16 protein-coding genes and 1 riboswitch are annotated in these 18,050 nt (G+C 32.6%); of the genes, 4 read left to right on the plus strand and 12 right to left on the minus strand.

The window, feature by feature from the left end; translation table 11 throughout:
* Positions 1 to 16 precede the first annotated feature (16 nt).
* The 8 genes from rpoN to ACJDU8_RS01535 form a co-directional block, all read right to left on the minus strand.
* Positions 17 to 1,378 (minus strand): RNA polymerase factor sigma-54, encoded by a 1,362-nt coding sequence (gene rpoN / locus ACJDU8_RS01500; RefSeq protein WP_406790571.1) that lies wholly within the window; start codon positions 1,376 to 1,378, stop codon positions 17 to 19.
* A 164-nt stretch (positions 1,379 to 1,542) separates the two neighbouring features.
* Positions 1,543 to 2,928 carry a hypothetical protein gene (locus ACJDU8_RS01505; protein ID WP_406790381.1) on the minus strand — a complete coding sequence of 462 codons (1,386 nt, stop codon included), beginning with the start codon at positions 2,926 to 2,928 and terminating at the stop codon, positions 1,543 to 1,545.
* Between the two features lie 41 nt (positions 2,929 to 2,969).
* Positions 2,970 to 4,271 (minus strand): acetyl-CoA hydrolase/transferase family protein, encoded by a 1,302-nt coding sequence (locus ACJDU8_RS01510; protein WP_406790382.1) that lies wholly within the window; start codon positions 4,269 to 4,271, stop codon positions 2,970 to 2,972.
* A 5-nt stretch (positions 4,272 to 4,276) separates the two neighbouring features.
* Positions 4,277 to 4,558, minus strand: a complete 282-nt coding sequence (locus tag ACJDU8_RS01515; protein WP_406790383.1) for a hypothetical protein — start codon at positions 4,556 to 4,558, stop codon at positions 4,277 to 4,279.
* A 12-nt stretch (positions 4,559 to 4,570) separates the two neighbouring features.
* The gene (locus tag ACJDU8_RS01520; RefSeq protein WP_406790384.1) at positions 4,571 to 4,852 is read right to left on the minus strand and encodes a NifU family protein; all 282 of its coding nucleotides are present in this window, start codon (positions 4,850 to 4,852) and stop codon (positions 4,571 to 4,573) included.
* A gap of 49 nt (positions 4,853 to 4,901) precedes the next feature.
* On the minus strand, positions 4,902 to 6,356 hold the full coding sequence (locus ACJDU8_RS01525) for a 4-hydroxyphenylacetate 3-hydroxylase family protein (RefSeq protein ID WP_406790385.1): 1,455 nt from the start codon (positions 6,354 to 6,356) through the stop codon (positions 4,902 to 4,904).
* A gap of 220 nt (positions 6,357 to 6,576) precedes the next feature.
* The gene (locus ACJDU8_RS01530) at positions 6,577 to 8,022 is read right to left on the minus strand and encodes a sigma-54 interaction domain-containing protein (protein WP_406790386.1); all 1,446 of its coding nucleotides are present in this window, start codon (positions 8,020 to 8,022) and stop codon (positions 6,577 to 6,579) included.
* Between the two features lie 301 nt (positions 8,023 to 8,323).
* Positions 8,324 to 9,208 (minus strand): LysR family transcriptional regulator, encoded by an 885-nt coding sequence (locus ACJDU8_RS01535; protein WP_406790387.1) that lies wholly within the window; start codon positions 9,206 to 9,208, stop codon positions 8,324 to 8,326.
* 111 nt (positions 9,209 to 9,319) lie between these two features.
* Between ACJDU8_RS01535 and ACJDU8_RS01540 the strand changes: the two genes are divergently transcribed.
* Together ACJDU8_RS01540 and gdhA are read left to right on the plus strand one after the other, a co-directional pair.
* A complete protein-coding gene (locus ACJDU8_RS01540; protein ID WP_406790388.1) occupies positions 9,320 to 10,315 on the plus strand; it encodes a YeiH family protein in 996 nt (331 codons plus the stop codon).
* Positions 10,316 to 10,568: 253 nt separating this feature from the next.
* Positions 10,569 to 11,900 (plus strand): NADP-specific glutamate dehydrogenase, encoded by a 1,332-nt coding sequence (gene gdhA / locus ACJDU8_RS01545; protein WP_406790389.1) that lies wholly within the window; start codon positions 10,569 to 10,571, stop codon positions 11,898 to 11,900.
* Positions 11,901 to 11,934: 34 nt separating this feature from the next.
* Here gdhA and ACJDU8_RS01550 read toward each other — a convergent pair whose 3' ends face one another.
* From ACJDU8_RS01550 to ACJDU8_RS01565, 4 genes are all read right to left on the minus strand, one after another.
* Positions 11,935 to 12,351, minus strand: coding sequence for a nucleotidyltransferase substrate binding protein (locus tag ACJDU8_RS01550; protein WP_406790390.1), 417 nt, complete (start codon positions 12,349 to 12,351; stop codon positions 11,935 to 11,937).
* 176 nt (positions 12,352 to 12,527) lie between these two features.
* The gene (locus tag ACJDU8_RS01555) at positions 12,528 to 13,211 is read right to left on the minus strand and encodes an amino acid ABC transporter permease (protein WP_406790391.1); all 684 of its coding nucleotides are present in this window, start codon (positions 13,209 to 13,211) and stop codon (positions 12,528 to 12,530) included.
* A gap of 15 nt (positions 13,212 to 13,226) precedes the next feature.
* Positions 13,227 to 14,042 (minus strand): amino acid ABC transporter substrate-binding protein, encoded by an 816-nt coding sequence (locus ACJDU8_RS01560; RefSeq protein ID WP_406790392.1) that lies wholly within the window; start codon positions 14,040 to 14,042, stop codon positions 13,227 to 13,229.
* 81 nt (positions 14,043 to 14,123) lie between these two features.
* The gene (locus ACJDU8_RS01565; protein ID WP_406790393.1) at positions 14,124 to 14,861 is read right to left on the minus strand and encodes an amino acid ABC transporter ATP-binding protein; all 738 of its coding nucleotides are present in this window, start codon (positions 14,859 to 14,861) and stop codon (positions 14,124 to 14,126) included.
* 107 nt (positions 14,862 to 14,968) lie between these two features.
* A riboswitch (SAM riboswitch) is annotated at positions 14,969 to 15,083 on the minus strand.
* A 552-nt stretch (positions 15,084 to 15,635) separates the two neighbouring features.
* On the opposite strand from ACJDU8_RS01565, the gene ACJDU8_RS01570 reads away from it, so the two are divergent.
* Together ACJDU8_RS01570 and ACJDU8_RS01575 are read left to right on the plus strand one after the other, a co-directional pair.
* Complete coding sequence (locus tag ACJDU8_RS01570; RefSeq protein WP_406790394.1) at positions 15,636 to 16,844, plus strand: ROK family transcriptional regulator; 1,209 nt, start codon at positions 15,636 to 15,638, stop codon at positions 16,842 to 16,844.
* Between the two features lie 95 nt (positions 16,845 to 16,939).
* The gene (locus tag ACJDU8_RS01575; protein ID WP_406790395.1) at positions 16,940 to 18,037 is read left to right on the plus strand and encodes an ABC transporter substrate-binding protein; all 1,098 of its coding nucleotides are present in this window, start codon (positions 16,940 to 16,942) and stop codon (positions 18,035 to 18,037) included.
* Positions 18,038 to 18,050: the final 13 nt, after the last annotated feature.

The following is an 18,050-nucleotide window of genomic DNA, read 5'->3' on the forward strand; positions in this document are numbered from 1 at the left end:
TCCTTATTAAAATTTTTTAAAACCTTTTTCTCCCTTTTGATGATTTTATACCCATCTCTTCTCTATATTTAGCTACAGTTCTTCTGGAGACGTTCATACCTTGTTCATTCATCATATGGCATATTTTTTGATCAGACAATGGATTTTTTCTATCTTCTCCATCTATTATTTTTTTAATGTTATTCTTAATAATCAGATTGGATACATTTTCCCCTTTAAAACTTGCTAACATACCTGTAGTAAATAAATTCCTTATTTTTATTGTGCCTCTGCTTATGTGTATATATTTATCTCTTATAGCCCTGCTTATAGTAGATTCATGCATATTCATGCTGTCTGCTATTTCTTTTAAAGTCATAGGCTTTAAGTAATCTTCTCCATAATCAAAATACTCTCTTTGCATTTCCAATATTTTTTCAAGCACCTTATATATTGTACTCTTTCTATGCTGTATACTTTTTATTAAAAATACCGCACTATTTAACTTTCCCTTCACATATTCCACTGCATCCTTGTCATTTTCATTATTTATTATATCCTTATAGATTGCATTTATAGTTAATCTTGGCGTTAAGTCATCATTCATTATTATATAATACTCGTTACCAATTTTCTTTATATATGCGTCAGGAGTTATATAATTCACATTTTCTCCAGTGTAAAATCCTCTAGAAGGTTTTGGAGCAAGAGTCTTTATTAAATCACCATACTCCTGGGCTTGTTTTACATCTATATTTAATTCTTTTGCTATAACATTGTATTTATTTTCTGCTATCATATCCAAATATTTATCTATTATTATAAATATATTTTGGTTATCCACACCCTTTTGTCTTACTTGTATTTCTAAACATTCTACCAGGTTTCTTGCACCTATCCCAGAAGGTTCTAAAGTGTGGATTATATTTACACAATGTGCTGCAAGTTCTTTTGAAATTTTTAGTTCCTCTTCTATTTCCTCATTTTCTAGTACTAAATATCCTCTACTATCTATATTTTCTATAATATATGAACATATTGTCTTTACATGCTGACTTTCATCAAGGTCTCTTACCTGATCTTTTAAATATTCCTTTAAAGATTTTTGCTCGGAAATAAAATTAAATGGAGACACTTCCTCATTATTGCTTTTCTCATAACTGTGATGGCTGTAGTTATCAAAGTCCATATTTTTTATAATTTCCTTATATTCCAATTTATCTTTTTCTACTTTATTCTCACTAGTTTCTTTAATATCAAGCACAGGATTTTCCTGAATCTCTTTTTCCACATATTCCTGAAGCTCAAAGCTTGACATCTGAAGTAATTTTATAGATAACTGCATTTCCTGAGTCATAATCAATTTTTGTTCTTGGGTTAAATTAAGCTGAAGATCCATATTCACTTTCATACACCTCCATTCACGATTATTATTGAAACAACAATCACTTTATATTATACCATAAAATTACACAACTTATGAAAACTTTTTCATGAATCCATATTAAAAATACCACCAGCTAACAGCTAGACTGGTGGATTTTTATTTTCTGTATAGAATTTTTAAGCTTGTTCCTTAACTTCCAGTTTTTCTTCTTGTGATGCAAAAACGTTTACGTCCAAATTACCTTTATTACCGATTAATATTAATAAACTAAGTACTATACCAACACCAAGCCCCCATGCAGCACCTCTTGCCACTATTACAGCTGCCATTACACCAGCAATTCCCAGATCATTCATAGTACGGGATTTTAATATACCTATTCTTACAGAAACATATCCTTGAATCAGCATGGTAAGTGCCAGTGCTATACTTAAAACAGGCGTAACAAAAGTAACTATAGGCATAAGGAAATATCCTGTTAAAGTACCAAATCTAAAGGAGCCTGCACCGCCATTTATTGAATCCATAGCTTTCTTACCATGTTTGTATCTATCACACACAACAACCTGCATAGCTGCCCAGAGAGGTCCGCACATAGTTATGTCAGGTCCTATAAGTGACATTGCCATATTACGTAATCCAAATATTAAATGAGATCTGTTAGGATTATAATCTATTAATTCATCTGGTCGTGACTTGGCTGAATCTTCAATAAGAGCCTGTGCCTGAATCATTTCACCAAATAATATTACATATGCTGAAAATACCATAGGTATTGCCTGAATAAACATCTTCAAAGGAGGAAAACCTATAGACCAAAATGTCCAGTGACTCCAAAGTTCACCAAAAGAAGGATTTGAAAATCCCCATTTAATAGTCGGCCATACAGTCTCTCCTACAATAGGACCTATAAAAACTGCTAATAATACACAAGGTAATATTCCTAAATTGGATATCATTTTAAGAATCTTACTTTTATTTCTTATGCTCTTAAAATGATTTGAAAATAATAAATAAAATGCTAGTCCTATGCAGATTACAATAGACAGCGGAAATTTATCAAAATGACCGCCTTTTCCAAATACAGTATTTACAGCTGCAAGACCAGCTCCCATTATAATACCTGCCTGCATACAATTAGGTATTAATTTGATAACCTTCTTGCCTAAACCTGTAATTCCAAGAAACGCAGCTAAAATTCCAAGACTCAATTCAAAGGCAATTAATGCCTGTATCCTTTCAGGTCCCATTGGAAATTCACTTACATACAGTATCAAAAGCGGTATAGCAGGGGTGACCCACCCAGGTACAACCGGATCTCCCAGAAAAACATGAGCACAATAAAGTATTCCATTAAGAACAACAATAGCTAATGCAACTTCAAAGGGCATGCCCAAATATTGCTGAAGCATTGGAAGTGCCCCAAGACATACAGCACACATTAAAAGCCCTTGAATATAATCTGCCAGTTCAAATTTGTAATGAATTCCCGGAACACGTATTTTAAACGGACCTGCCGCTGTATATGGTTGTTCCTTTCCATATTCTCTTTTTGTTAACATAACCCTTCTCCTCTACTAATTTATTTTAAACTCAACTCAAATTAAAATTTACAATTAAATCTTGATTGAAACTCTTCTTTCAAAGATTCCTTAAAGTTTGGATGTGCAATATTTATAAGTGCCTTGGCTCTATTTTTTAAAGTCTTTCCTTTAAGACTTGCAACCCCAAATTCTGTTACTATATAATCCACTTCATTTCTGGAAGTTGTAACTGCCGCTCCAGTATCTAAAAGTGGAACTATTCTTGAAACCTTACCCTTAGCTGCTGTAGAAGGAATAGCTATAATAGCTTTTCCGCCCTTTGACAGGTTAGCTCCTCTAATAAAATCCACCTGGCCTCCTACTCCGCTTATCTGTTTTAATCCCACACTTTCAGAACATATCTGTCCCATTAAATCCACCTGAACACAGGAATTTATGGAAATCATATTATCATTTTTCATAATTATAAGCGGGTTGTTTACATAATCTACAGAATAAGTTTCTACCATTGGATTATTATTTACAAAGTTATATAATTTCTTCGTACCCATTAAAAATGTTACAATTATTTTCCCAGGGTGAAGAGTTTTTTTCTTATTATTAATAACTCCTGCCTTCACCAATTCCACTACACCATCTGATATCATCTCAGAATGTATTCCAAGATCTTTCTTGTCCTTCAAAAACATAAGCACAGCATCCGGTATAGCTCCTATGCCAAGTTGAAGAGTGGATCCATCTTCAATTAAAGAGGCACAATGCTTTCCTATAGCTTTTTCCACTTCTCCTAATTTAGGTGGCTGCAATTCTATTAATGGATGTGAAGCTTTCACTATATAATCAATATCTGATACATGTATAAAAGAATCTCCAAGTATCCTCGGCATATTTTTATTTACTTCTGCAATTACAAACCTGGCATTTTCTGCTGCCGGTTTAGTATAATCATTGGAAACTCCAAAACTGCAGTAGCCGTATTCATCTGGTTCACTTACCTGAATAAGTGCCACATCCACAGGCAGCCGTCTTTCTTTAAATAACTTTGGCACTTCGTGGAAAAAACAAGGTGTATAATCTGCTCTTCCTGAATTTACTGCTTCCCTGGTACTTCCACCTACAAATAGGGCATTATGTCTAAAATATTTTTCCATACCCTTTTTCACATAATCACCCTTACCCATGGCCACCATATGAATTATCTCTAAACCTATATAATTTTCTTTATTTTTAACCAGTGCATTTATTAAATCTGACGGCTCTCCTACTGCATGTGAAAAAACTACTCTGCTGTGATTTTCTATTTTTGAAACAGCCTTTTCTGCACTTACCAATTTCTCTTTGTATATATACTCCCACTCCATAAAGATTATCTCCTCCCTATACTGTCTATTGAGTATTTACTTAATTTACTTTTAACTTCATGAAAATCTTCTTCAGATTTTACTAATATCTTCTCAAACTTAAATTTAAACCTGCTGTGATCAACGCAACAGCTTGTACATCCACATAAAACTATAACTACATCATAAGTTTTATGAGTCTGGATTATTTCAAAATTACAATTAAAAATTTCCCTTAAACTATATAGAAATTCTTTTCTATCATATTTAGGATTACATCCTCCGCAATATTTAATTCCTATATCCAAAATATACTCACCTTACCTATGATGCCTGCTTAATATTTTTCTTGCCTGATTTAAGATGTCTTCACTTATATAATCTATAATTTCTACTGCCTTTATTTCAGGAATTTCATTTTTTATGGAGCCTTCCACTATATCCTGTACTGTATATTTAGCAGAAATACAATTGCTGCATTGACCTAAAAGTTTTATTTTAACTATGCCCTCTTTTACCCCAATAACTTCAATGTCTCCATTATGACTGTTCAAATAAGGTCTTACCTTTTCTTCAATTACTTTTAACACTTTTTGTTCCATAAAATACAGCACCTCATCTTTAGGGAAAAGGTAAAAAAGTACCTCTCCCTTAATCTTCTATCCTTGCTATATTCTTAGCAAGTAACTTTTTCTGTGCCAGATTTCCCTGTCTTGATATCATTATTCTCTGAGCTTGAGGTGAACCTGCCCCATGCATGGACTCAGTTCTATATCCCACTGCTGCTGTACCAAGGCATAAATTTTCTATCAATCTAAGTATTTTCATTCTATTTTCAACAGGCACAGATGCAACGCCTACTAAATATTTCTCTACATATTTTCCTATTTCAGGACTTCTATAATCTTTTTCAGAAGGCATAGTAACCATTAATCCTCCAGCTATATCCTCTGCCAGTCTTACAATTTCATAAGGAAATCTTGTTACATTTTGCTTACATACATTGGCAAGAAGCAAATCTATCTGATAATTTCCGGCTTTTGTTGCATGTCCTTCAGCTGAGCAGGCAATTCCGCAGGCATAAAGAGTTTCATTTAAATGCATCATTTCTATTAATTTATCTTTTATATGAGATGCTTTAGCAGCTCCATTATAGTCAGCAGCCAGTGCAGCAGCACCTATTAATACATCTCCTACTCCTACCTTACATCCGCCGTAGCTCTGTCTATGATAACCTGCAAATCTCTCTACCATCATTCCTGCATATTCTGTTTCACCATTTAAGAATATCCTGTCATTTGGAACAAATACATCATCAAATACTACTAATGCCTCTACTCCGCCAAATTCTTTATTACCCACATCTATGTCAGCATCCTTCTCCATTTTTCTGGTATCACAGGACTGCCTTCCAATTATCATAGTTATTCCTTCTGCATCAGTAGGAACGGAAAAAGCTATTGCATAATCCTTGTCTTCAGCTCTCATGGCAATAGTAGGCATAACCAGTACTTCATGAGAATTACATATGCCTGTCTGATGAGCCTTTGCTCCTCTTACAACTACACCATCTTCTCTTCTTTCTACAACTCTTAAGAACAAGTCCGGATCAGCCTGTTCACTTGGTGACAGTCCTCTATCTCCTTTAGGATCTGTCATAGCTCCATCTACTGTTAAATCCTTATCTTGAACATATGCTAAAAACTTCTTGAAATTTTCAAAGTAATTAGTATTGTATTGCTTGTCTATTTCAAAACTAGTGCTGTATACAGCATTAAATGCATCCATACCAACACATCTTTGGAAACAAGCCGCAGTTTTTTGTCCGCACAATCTCTGCATTTTAACTTTTTTCACTAGATCTTCACTGCTTTGATGCAAGTTAGTGAATCTATTTATTTTTTCACCTGTTATATTTGACTTTACTGTCATTAAATCCTCATATTCAGGCTGCTTGGCTAAATCATAAGTCATCTTCACAGAATTTAAAGATGGACGAAGCACAGGATTATCCACTGGGTTGTCTATTTTTTCCCCCAGGTAATAAATATTTAATTTTAATTTACGTAAACTCTCTACATACTCTTCTCCAGTCATTAAAGACACAAAAATCATTCCCTTCATAAAATATATTTTTCATCGCACTATATTACATGAGCAATTTTCATGCCAACTTTTTATCCCGCCGCTTTGCCCCCTAATCCCCATAATATAATTATGACTTTGTTGCAATATTGCAACAAAAAGACCCTTATGTATACATAAGAGCCCTTTTCCCTGCCTATACTGTCAGTTATATATGTTGTATGCATAATTGCAACAAGTTTTACTTTTGCAACACATGCTTATTTTTATACTTTTTTCTCTTTCTTACTAAAGTGGATGCATCTATTCCCAGCTCTTTAGCAGCTCCTCTTACATTGCCGTGTTTCTCTAAAGAGCTTTCTATTATAGACTCTTCTAAGTTTTCCACAGCTTCTTTTAAAGTCAAATTTTTATTCCATACATCAGTAGTAGGTACACTGCTGTCCCATACTTCCTTAATAGGCAAATCACTCCTCAGTATTTTATCTCCTGTACTCATGATTATTACCCTCTCTATTATATTCTTTAATTCTCTTACATTTCCCGGCCATTTATATGTTTTAAAGGAGTCTACCGCTCCGGCAGTAATTACCTTATTAAAATCATACTTTTTATTAAATACACACATAAAATGACTTATGAGTGGCTCAATATCATCTTTTCTCTCTCTAAGGGGTAAAATTGTAATAGGCACTACATTTAACCTATAGTACAAATCCTCTCTAAAAGTTTTTTTCTCCACCATTTCTTCTAAATTTCTATTGGTTGCAGCAATTACCCTTACATCAATTTTAACAGTGTCCGTGCCGCCTACTTTTTTGATCTCCCCCTCTTGAAGTGCTCTTAGAAGCTTTACCTGCATATCAAGGGGAAGTTCTCCCACTTCATCTAAAAAAATAGTTCCTCCATCTGCCAGTTCAAAGAGTCCTATCTTTCCTTCTTTATTTGCACCAGTAAAAGCTCCCTTTTCATAACCAAAAAGTTCCGATTCTATAAGATTGTAAGGTATAGATCCACAGTCTATTTTTATAAAGCTTTTGCCGTTTCTGCTGCTGTTTTTATGTATATATTTGGCTACTTTTTCCTTGCCTACACCAGTTTCCCCAAGTAAAAGTACAGTAGTATCAACCTTTGCTACTTTTCGTGCCATTTCAAGTGTAGTGAGCATTTTTTCATCTTTTGCTATAATATCTGAAAATTTAAGAAGCTGCTTCTTCATTGCTTCCAGCTGAGAATAATATTTTTGAGTAAGTTCCCTATTTTTTTTCACCTGTTCTTTAAGCTCATAAAGCTCTGTAACATTTCTCACATTTGTAACTACCATTGTTATTTCTCCTATGTCATTAAAAATAGGACTACTTGAAACAACTGCGGTCTTGCCAGTTTTAAATTTCTGTTCTATGGTAACATTTTTCCCACTTTCAAGAACCATAAGAGTACAGGATTTAGAGATATACTTGTTATTTTCAAGGTATCTCATATTCTTTCCTATCATAGCGCTTCTCTCTATTCCGGTAATTTTCTCATAGGATTTATTTAAAAATATAGTATTTGCCTCCCCATCAGTTATATATATACCATCATAAGAATTCTCAATGATTTGGTACAATTGTTTTATTGTAGATTCTAAATCCTTTACATCCCCATTGCTTACACCCTCAAAGCCCAATAACCCCTTATTTTTCATATTACAATCCCCTTTCAAAATTACAAAATACAACAGAGATTTTTTAAATTCACCATAGTTAGTGACTATATAACATTCTCGTATAATATAATTATAACCAAATAACATGAAAAATTATATTATTGATAATAACTATTGTCTATTATAAAATATAACATAGTGTATTAAATAATTTAAAGGGATTTGTAACTACAGTGTTATTTTACAAAGTTCTAATTCGTGTAAAACCCTGCAGGTAAAAAACTTAAGAAATACTATTGCCGGAGAGCCATTTAAGTAGCCAGTTGAAGCTCACCTAAGTTTACATATTGGGTACCTTATTGTATATAAAAGCTATAAAATGTTTCATTGCTTCTGTTAAATATTTGTTTTTATGATATATGATTTTAAACTTCCTCTTAAATTTAATGCCTTTAACAGGTACTTCATAAAGGATTTTGGAAGCTAATTCATTTATTACTGAATGTCTGGAAATGACTGAAACTCCTAATCCTTCTGCAACTGCAATTTTGATAGTATCAGTATTATTACAGGTCCAAGCTGTTTGCCATGTCAAATAGTTTTCTAGCATTTTATCCTCAAATGTTTTACGGGTTCCACTTCCCTTTTCTCGAACAATAAATTTTTCTTTTTGAAGTTCATTAGGCTCAACATAAGACAGCTTTGCAAATCTATGATTACACCCACAAATAAGTATAAGTTCATCATCCATAAATGGTCTGTTTAAAATATCTGGATTTGTTGTCTCTCCTTCTACAAGTGCTATATCAATTTCATCGTGAAGAAGCATTTTTTCAATATTTCTAGTATTTTCCTCATGTACTTTTATATCAATTTTAGAATTTGCTTTTTGAAAATACGAAACAAGTTTAGGTAATACATAAGCTCCGACAGTAACACTTGCCCCAATGCGTATAGAACTATACTGCTGCAAGGTTTTCATGTCATTTTCTAATTCTGTGTTTAACTTAATGATGTACCTGGCATAGCTCAGCACTTTTTCTCCTGCCTGAGTTATGTAAAGTTTTTTTGATAATCGTTCAAAAAGCCGCACGCCATAGTGGCTTTCAAGTTCAGAAATTGCCTGACTAACTGCTGACTGAGATATGAAAAGTGCTTGAGAAGCCTTAGTCATGTTCATTTTATCGCATACAGCAACAAATATATTAAAGTGTCTTAAAGTCATAATACTCCGCTCCTTATACATTAGTATATACTTATTATAATAATAATATAATAATATTTTACTTACATAATATCAAGGTGTATGATGAAAAACAGACAGGAGGAAGATATTATGGAAAAAATAATTAATAAGTTACCAGGAATTATACTTGCACTAATTATAGCAATTCCGGCATGGCTGATTGGAAATGCTTTTCCTATTGTAGGTAGTCCTGTGCTTGGAATTTTATTTGGTATGATTTTGGCATTCTGGAAAAGGCCAATTTATTTTAATGAAGGTATAACCTTCACTGCAAAAAAATTACTTCAGTATTCCATTATTCTTATAGGATTTGGCATGAATCTTTTTAATGTTTTTAAAGTGGGAAAACAAACAATTGTTTTAATGATTTTTACACTGTCAGCAGCATTTATTACTGCTTATCTTATAGGTAAATTATTAAAAATAAATGAAAAAACAACAACCCTCATTGCTGTTGGTTCTTCTATATGTGGTGGTTCTGCTATTGCAGCAACAGCTCCAGTTATTAACGCAAGTGAACAAGAAGTTGCCCATTCTATATCAACTATATTTCTTTTTAATGCTATTGCTGCTTTTTTATTTCCATTGCTGGGACACTTATTGGGTATGAGTAATCAATGTTTTGGACTTTGGAGTGGAACAGCTGTTAATGATACTTCATCTGTGGTAGCTGCTGGTTATTCTTACAGTAATGCAGCCGGCAATCTTGCAGTTATAGTAAAACTCACAAGAACCTTGGCAATTGTTCCAATTACGCTAGCATTGGCTGTCTATACTTCCAAAAAGGAAGCTAAAAGTGAAAATGGCTCTTATAGTGTAAGTAAAATATTTCCTTGGTTCGTACTTGCCTTTGCAGCTGCATCAGTAATTAATACATTTATTTCTCTACCAGTTGTAATTACTAAATTTTTATTACAGAGTGGAAAGTTCGTCATTGTAATGGCAATGGTATCTGTAGGACTAAATACTAATATTGTACAACTTGTAAAAAGTGGTATGAGACCAATTCTATTAGGCTTTACATGCTGGGTAATTTTAGCCCTTACTTCACTTGGAGTTCAACATTTTATAATGAGAATTTTTTAAGAGTTTATAAGTGTATTAAGCTATATAATTAATGCACTTTACTCATGTTCTCTCAGCCTCTCCACAAGAGGATCTTTCCAGTAATGATATCTTATCTCTGGTAGTATTTGTTATTTTTATAATTGTTGGTATGTATTAATTCAACAAAAATGATATATGGTTTTTATAAATTAATTTTCAGTTTTATGTTGTATAAATTGCTTTTTTTTACTATAATAATTAAAACTACTGCTAAAGGATAGGAGTGATCATTATGTCTTATGTTGATTCCGTACTGGAAGAACTCATTAAAAAAGATGCCTCGCAAAAAGAGTTTATTCAAGCTGTCACGGAAGTTCTGAATTCTATTAGACCTGTAATTGATTCTAACAGCCACTTTAAAGAGATGGGACTTTTGGAACGTATAGTGGAGCCGGAACGGGCTTTGATGTTCCGTGTACCTTGGGTGGATGATAACAAAAAAATAAGGGTAAACCGTGGATTTCGTGTGCAATTCAACAGTGCCATTGGCCCTTATAAGGGAGGACTTCGTTTTCACCCTTCTGTTAATCTCAGTATTATCAAATTTCTTGGTTTTGAGCAGATCTTTAAAAATTCGCTAACTGGTATGCCTATCGGAGGCGGTAAAGGCGGTGCAGATTTTGATCCCAAAGGTAAATCCGACCATGAAATAATGGTATTTTGTCAGAGTTTCATGACTGAACTCTTTCATCATATAGGACCAGATACAGATGTGCCTGCTGGTGATATTGGTGTTGGAAGCCGTGAAATTGGATATCTTTATGGTCAGTATAAAAGACTAACTAATCGTTTTCATGGTGTTTTAACTGGTAAAGGGTTAACTTACGGGGGATCATTAGCCCGCACCCAGGCAACCGGTTATGGTGTAATTTATTTCGCAGAAGAAATGCTGAAAATTAAAAGCGATTCCATTAAAAACAAGAAAATTACTATTTCAGGTTCAGGTAATGTAGCTATCTATGCTGCTGAAAAAGCCACTGCATTAAATGGGAAAGTCATAGCTCTTAGTGATTCCACAGGTTGGATATATGATAAAGAAGGGGTAAATTTAGAAACAGTGAAAAAAATCAAGCTGGTTAACCACGGCCGTCTCAGAGATTATGTATCCATTCACAAAAATGCAGAATATCACCAAGGTAAAGGTATATGGTCCATTCCTTGTGATATTGCCCTGCCTTGTGCCACACAAAATGAACTGGATGCAAAAGATGCCTCAACTCTCATTAAAAATGGTGTAAAAATGGTTGTTGAAGGTGCAAATATGCCTATAACCATTGAGGCTGTACAACTTTTACAAAGTGAAGGAATACTCTATGCCCCTGGAAAAGCGGCCAATGCCGGCGGAGTGGCCACTTCTGCACTGGAAATGAGTCAAAATTCCATCCGTACAAGCTGGACTTTTTATGAAGTTGATACCCGCCTGCGCCACATTATGTCCAGCATTCATGAGCGTACCTACGATGCAGCAAAAACTTATGGTCACAAAGGAAACTATTTAGTCGGTGCCAATATAGTCGGCTTTCTAAAAGTAGCAGAAGCTATGATGGAGCAGGGAATAGTTTAATTTTAAAAGCAGCTATTACTGCTTGCAGTGATAGCTACTTTTCATAAATTACCTTTCCAACTTCTTTCCTCAACTTATCTAATAACTCTTTAATTACAGGATAGTATTTTTGCTTTATAAGCTGTTCAGCCTTTAAAGCAGCTTCTTCTTCATAAGTATGTGCCATTAAATTTCTTTTATTCAATGCATCAATCCATACATGACCATCTGTAATCAACTCAATTTGAAAGGCTGTTTGTATAGTTCCCCTAGGACTTTTTACCTGGAATCCTTCATGTTCTAAATAATCTTTCATAGTTTTCCATGCCAATTCAAAAGTGTATTCAAAACACTGTATTAATCCTTGGACTTCAAACTTATTAAGTTCACCTTTTTCTATAAATTCCATTAATTGAAATACAGCTTTATTATAATTAGAAAATCTTTGTTTCCAACGTATATCATCACTCAACTATGAATACTCACCCCTTTAAACACCATTATTTCTATTTCCTTTATTATATCACAAAAAAGAACAGATCCTTTTAAAAAATAATACGGTAAAACTTAACCAAATTATATCAAAGTTTAAAATTTTTTAGCAAATAGATAGGGCAAAATGCTTGAATGTAAGCATTTTGCCTTATCTTATATAGATACGTATTTTTCCACTTTCAGTTCAATTTTATTTTGAATTGAAGACAGCACCGTACAAAATATTAAATATATAAATGCAGCTTCACTATATAGCCACAAAGGTTCATAGGTTGATGCTGTTATTCTTTGTGCCACCTGAAACATTTCAGTTAAGGTAATACTGGCAGCAAGTGAAGTATCCTTAACCAGTGATATAAAAGAATTAGACAGAGGCGGTACAGAAACCCGTACTGCCTGAGGCAAAATAATACGTCGGATTACTTGAATATTAGTCATGCCTATAGAAAATGCCGCCTCCCATTGACCTTTAGGTATTGATAAAATAGCAGCCCTAATTATTTCAGAATTATACGCTCCCACGCTCAATGTAAATCCAATAATAGCTGCAGGCAGTGGATCCATTGTTATACCTACCGCTGGCAACCCGTAAAATATGATAAATAATTGAACTAATAAGGGAGTTCCCCTTATAATCCATACATAAAAACGTGCCACTAATACAAAAGGTTTAACATTTGATATACGAGCTAAAGCTGTTATTAATGCAAGAACTAACCCCAAAATAAACGATTCTAATGTAAGTGGTACAGTAAATTGAATGCCTGCTTTTAACAAAGGGAAAAAAGAATCTTGTAATATTTGTATTATTCTTATTGCTCCATCACTTATATGCATATTATCACCCTATCACTATTTGGATACATCGGAATTAAACCATTTATTAGATATTTTTAGAAAAGTTCCATCTGACTTCATATCAGCTAATGCCTTGTTTACGGCATCTACCAATTCTTTATTTCCTTTTCTAAACATAATTCCATTGGAAGCTGCATCTGGTTGTTCATCCACTACCTTCACTGCTATATCTGGTTTTTGCTTTTTTAAATCTAAAAAAGATATATTATCATTAATAGTTGCATCTGCACGTTTGGAAAGTATTAAATCAATGGACTGATTAAATCCGTCATCTTGTACAACCTCCGCATTATAAGATTTAGCAAGTTCAGCATAATTACTAGTTAATGTTTGTGCGGATTTTTTACCTTTTAAATCTTCAAACTTCTTAATATCTTCATTGTCCTTAGCAACTATAAGCGCTCCCTTTGTAACTATATACGGAGTTGAAAAATCATACTTTTTCTGACGTTCTGGCTTTATTCCAACCTCATTAACTATAATGTCAAACCTTTTAGCATCTAATCCAGCAAATATTCCATCCCATTTTGTTTCAACAAATTCAGCTTTTACACCTAAACGTTTGGCCACTTCTTCTGCTATTTCCACATCAAAACCAGTTAACTTTCCGTTTTTATCGTGAAATGTAAATGGCGAATAAGTTCCTTCAGTACCAATTTTTATTACTCCATCTTTTTTTATTTTGGATAATAAATTATTATCACTGGTTTGATTAGCTGTGGATTTATTGTCATCTTTACTAGATGCACATCCTGTAACAGCTACAGCAAATATTAATAAAACGCTAATTAATAGACCAATTTTTCTCATGGTTATACCCCCTATAAATTAATAATAATTATTTACTTTAAAATTTTTGTAATACTGCAATATGAATTTAAGTTTCATAATTTAGTTAAATTGAACCTGTTCTAAAAATTTTATAGTTCGCGGATTCTTAGGATTATCGAATACCTCCTCTGGAGTTCCTTGCTCTACTATATTTCCACTATCCATAAACATGACTCTATCTGCTGCTTCTTTAGCAAATCTCATTTCGTGAGTTACAATAATCATTGTGGTATCCCTTTCAGCAAGCTTTTTTATAACATCCAGTACTTCTCCAACCAATTCAGGATCTAAAGCAGATGTAGGTTCATCAAATAACATTATATCCGGATTCACAGCCATAGCTCTGCCTATACCAACTCTTTGCTGCTGACCGCCTGATAACTTCGATGGGTAACAATCTCTTTTATCCACCAGTCCAACCTGTCTTAATATATCCATTGCTATCTTCTCCGCTTCAATTTTATTTAATTTTTTTACTATAGTTAAATGTTCCATAATATTTTCTATTGCCGTTTTATTATTAAAGAGATTATAACTTTGAAATACCATAGATGTATGCTTCCTCAATTCATGTATTTGCTTTTTAGTTATTTGTTCAAAATCTATTTTTAATTTTCCTATTTCTATGGTACCTTTGTCTGGAGTTTCTAAATAATTTATGCATCTTAACAAAGTTGATTTTCCTGTACCAGAAGGGCCTATTATTGCAATAACCTCCCCCTTTTTTATTTCTAGGTCAATACCCTTTAAAACTGTAAGTTCACTAAACTTCTTGTATAAATTTTTAACTTTTATCATTTCATAAAACAACCTCCCTTTCAATTGGTTTAAAATAAAAAAGCTATTTTTCTTAAACAAGAAAAATAGCTTTTAACATCCCAAATTAATTTATAAAATGGCCACTTTTCTCATCTTTCAGAGTATAAAATAACTCTGCAGGAATTAACACCGATACATATTAAAATAAATGCCGGTTGTTGGGTTTCATAGGGCCAGTCCCTCCACCTCTCTTGATAAGAACCTAGTTTATTAATTTTTTAATATTTCACATTACTTGTGCTTTACACATTATACTAATTATATTCTTATGTGTCAATTATTAAATAGCAAAATCATAAACCTTTAAAATAAAATTATTTAAAAAATGTATTGACATTATATAAAAATATATTTATAATACTACGTAAATATTACTGAACATATTAAATTGATTGGTTTTTATTATATGTGAGGGTTGCTAAAATAAAATTTAATAGAATCATAGATCAAATAAGTATGTGTTGATATTTAGTTGACCAGAAAAACTGGAAGCTAAATTTTATTCTTACATTTTGTAAGAGTAAAATTTAGCTTTTTTTAATTAGTACATTGTAATTATTTTTTTTACAATACTTTTTTCAAAAACGAAAAAAGTAATTGTTAAAAATTATTACAGTACAAATAACAGATATGATATATAGAATAAAAAGTCGAAAAACAATAGATCTTCATAGTGTATTAAGTTTTTTAAAATACTTATTTCAAAAATGAAAAAAGTATTCATTAAATTCTATCAATGTAAGAGGTGTACCAGTGAGAGATAATTCCAATATACTAAAAAGTTTAAGCTTTGAAGAAAAAAAAATATTTAATTTGCTTCAGAAAAATGGACATTTATCTAAAAATGAAATTTCGTCTATGACAAATATTAAATTGACCACATTAAAGTATGTTATGGAACCTTTAGAAAAAAGCAAAATAGTAGTTGAAAGTTGTATAGGAGAATCTACAGGCGGGAGAAGGCCAATTTTGTATGATATAAACGTAAATGATTTTTATATTATAGGCATTGATATATCAATACTCTATACTCAGGTAGTTATTACAAATTTAAAAATGAAAATTTTGTATAAGGAACTATTTCATATGGATGAGTCTTGTACTCCTTGTGAAACTGTAAAAAAAATAGTAGAAATTGTCAACAGAGCTTATGCAGACCTAAACTTGAGTCATATGAAACTCTTAGGCATAGGAGTAGGATCTGTTGGACCTTTAGATATAAAAAATGGGATCATAAAAAACCCGGTTGACTTTTTTGCAGATAGTTGGACTAACGTACCCATAAAAGAAATGTTAGAGGAAAAATTAAAATGCCCTGTTATAGTTGAAAATGGTGCAAATGCAGCAGTTGCTGCAGAATATTTTTACGGTGTGGGAAAAGGAATCGAAAATATTGCTTTTTTTAATTGTGGTATTGGAATAAGAACAGGAACAATTTCCTCAGGAAATCTTATAAGAACAATAAATGACGAAGAAGAAGCCTTTGGACACATGACAGTTGACATTGATGGTGAACAGTGTAAGTGCGGAAATTATGGCTGCTTAGAATGTTATTCCACCATCAAGGCAATAATAAAAAACATTTCCCGAAAAATCAAAAAAGGTAGACATACCATTATAAATAAATCTGTAGAAGAGATTGATTATAACGATGTTTGTTTAGCAGCTGAGATGGGTGATGAGCTATCAATAGATATAATTACAGATGCTGCATTGATTTTGGGAGCAGGTCTATCTAATTATATAAAATTATTAAGTCCTAAATTGGTTATATTAACAGGACCTTTAATAATAAAATCAAAACTTTTTTATGATGTTTGCATTAATAGTACATTGAAAAATTTAAATTCTACCAAAAGTAAAAATGTAATTTTTAACCGCTGCGGGTATTTCAGTGGTGATGCCATATCAATAGGTGCTTCAGCTATGGTAATTGAGAAATGCTTAGAAAATGAAATATAATTTCTGCTAAAAGAGTTGAAAAATGGAGTGGATTAACACTTGTATAACCCTGCAAGTGATTATTATTCATATTTATTATTAAGGAGGTAGTAAAAATGTCAAAAAGTTCAAGGAAAATAATGCTAAGGTTATTAATCCTGACACTGATCGGAACATTTTTCGTGGGATGTTCCAATAATCAGCAAAATGGTAGTACTAATTCGAAAAAGGAGGTGGTAAAAATCGCTATAGGATATCAAACAGTCACTTCTCAAACTTGGGGAGCATTAATTATAAAAAATAAAAAACTCTATGAAAAGTATTTAGAAGAAAAATACCCCAACAAAGAATTTCAAATTGAATGGTTTAATGCCCAGTCAGGACCACCACTAACTAACAATATGGTAGCAGGAAAACTTCAATTTGCATTTATGGGAGACATGCCAATACTTATTAACGGAGAAAAAGGACAAACATCTCAAAATTATAAGTCAGTATTCCTAGCTTTTGATGGAAAGGGAGAGAAAGGAAAGAATCAGGCAATCTTAATACCAAAGGATAGCAAAATTACTTCAGTTAAAGATCTAGTAGGAAAAAATGTATCTGTACCTTTAGGTTCCAGTGCACACCGCATGCTGCTTAATGAATTAGACAAATACGGAATAACTGATAAGGTTAATATCTTAAATCAAGATGTTACCGTTGGAATGACTAACATAGAACAAAATAAAATAGATGCCCATGCTTCTTGGGAGCCATTCCCAAGCCTTATAGAAAATAAAGGAATTGGAAAGGTACTAGTAGATGGCAGTGATACAAATATAGATTATTTAGATGGAGTTGTTGCAGATAGAACATGGGTAGAAAAAAATAAAGATTATACAATAGCACTTTTAAAAGCATTGACAGAAGCCCATAAATATATAAGAGAAAACCCTGAAGATGCAGCTAAAATATTTGCAGAAGAAAGTAAATATCCAGTAGATGTGACAAAAAACATCGTTAAGAATATAAGATTTGATTCTGTTATATATGATAAGGATAAAGTTACTTTAGAAGGCAGTAAGGATTTCTTAAAAAAGCTAAATAAAATTAAGGATGTAGATTTAGATAAATTTATTGATGATGAATATATAAAACAAGCATATAAAGAATCTAATCTTCAATATCCAAGTACAGATTCACTAAAAGGTGATTGGCAGCCTTTAAAATAAAGGAGATGACAAT

It is taken from the genome of Candidatus Clostridium eludens, assembly GCF_045310515.1.
Classification (GTDB): Bacteria; Bacillota; Clostridia; order Clostridiales; family Clostridiaceae; genus Clostridium_B; species Clostridium_B eludens.

Excerpts from the sequence above, each read along its gene's own strand:
- rpoN (WP_406790571.1), bottom strand. The coding sequence starts at position 1,378 with ATGGATCTTCAGCTTAATTTAACCCAAGAACAAAAATTGATTATGACT.
- ACJDU8_RS01505 (WP_406790381.1), bottom strand. The coding sequence starts at position 2,928 with ATGTTAACAAAAAGAGAATATGGAAAGGAACAACCATATACAGCGGCA.
- ACJDU8_RS01510 (WP_406790382.1), bottom strand. The coding sequence starts at position 4,271 with ATGGAGTGGGAGTATATATACAAAGAGAAATTGGTAAGTGCAGAAAAG.
- ACJDU8_RS01520 (WP_406790384.1), bottom strand. The coding sequence starts at position 4,852 with ATGGAACAAAAAGTGTTAAAAGTAATTGAAGAAAAGGTAAGACCTTAT.
- ACJDU8_RS01530 (WP_406790386.1), bottom strand. The coding sequence starts at position 8,022 with ATGAAAAATAAGGGGTTATTGGGCTTTGAGGGTGTAAGCAATGGGGAT.
- ACJDU8_RS01535 (WP_406790387.1), bottom strand. The coding sequence starts at position 9,208 with ATGACTTTAAGACACTTTAATATATTTGTTGCTGTATGCGATAAAATG.
- ACJDU8_RS01540 (WP_406790388.1), top strand. The coding sequence starts at position 9,320 with ATGGAAAAAATAATTAATAAGTTACCAGGAATTATACTTGCACTAATT.
- gdhA (WP_406790389.1), top strand. The coding sequence starts at position 10,569 with ATGTCTTATGTTGATTCCGTACTGGAAGAACTCATTAAAAAAGATGCC.
- ACJDU8_RS01555 (WP_406790391.1), bottom strand. The coding sequence starts at position 13,211 with ATGCATATAAGTGATGGAGCAATAAGAATAATACAAATATTACAAGAT.
- ACJDU8_RS01560 (WP_406790392.1), bottom strand. The coding sequence starts at position 14,042 with ATGAGAAAAATTGGTCTATTAATTAGCGTTTTATTAATATTTGCTGTA.
- ACJDU8_RS01565 (WP_406790393.1), bottom strand. The coding sequence starts at position 14,861 with ATGATAAAAGTTAAAAATTTATACAAGAAGTTTAGTGAACTTACAGTT.
- ACJDU8_RS01575 (WP_406790395.1), top strand. The coding sequence starts at position 16,940 with ATGTCAAAAAGTTCAAGGAAAATAATGCTAAGGTTATTAATCCTGACA.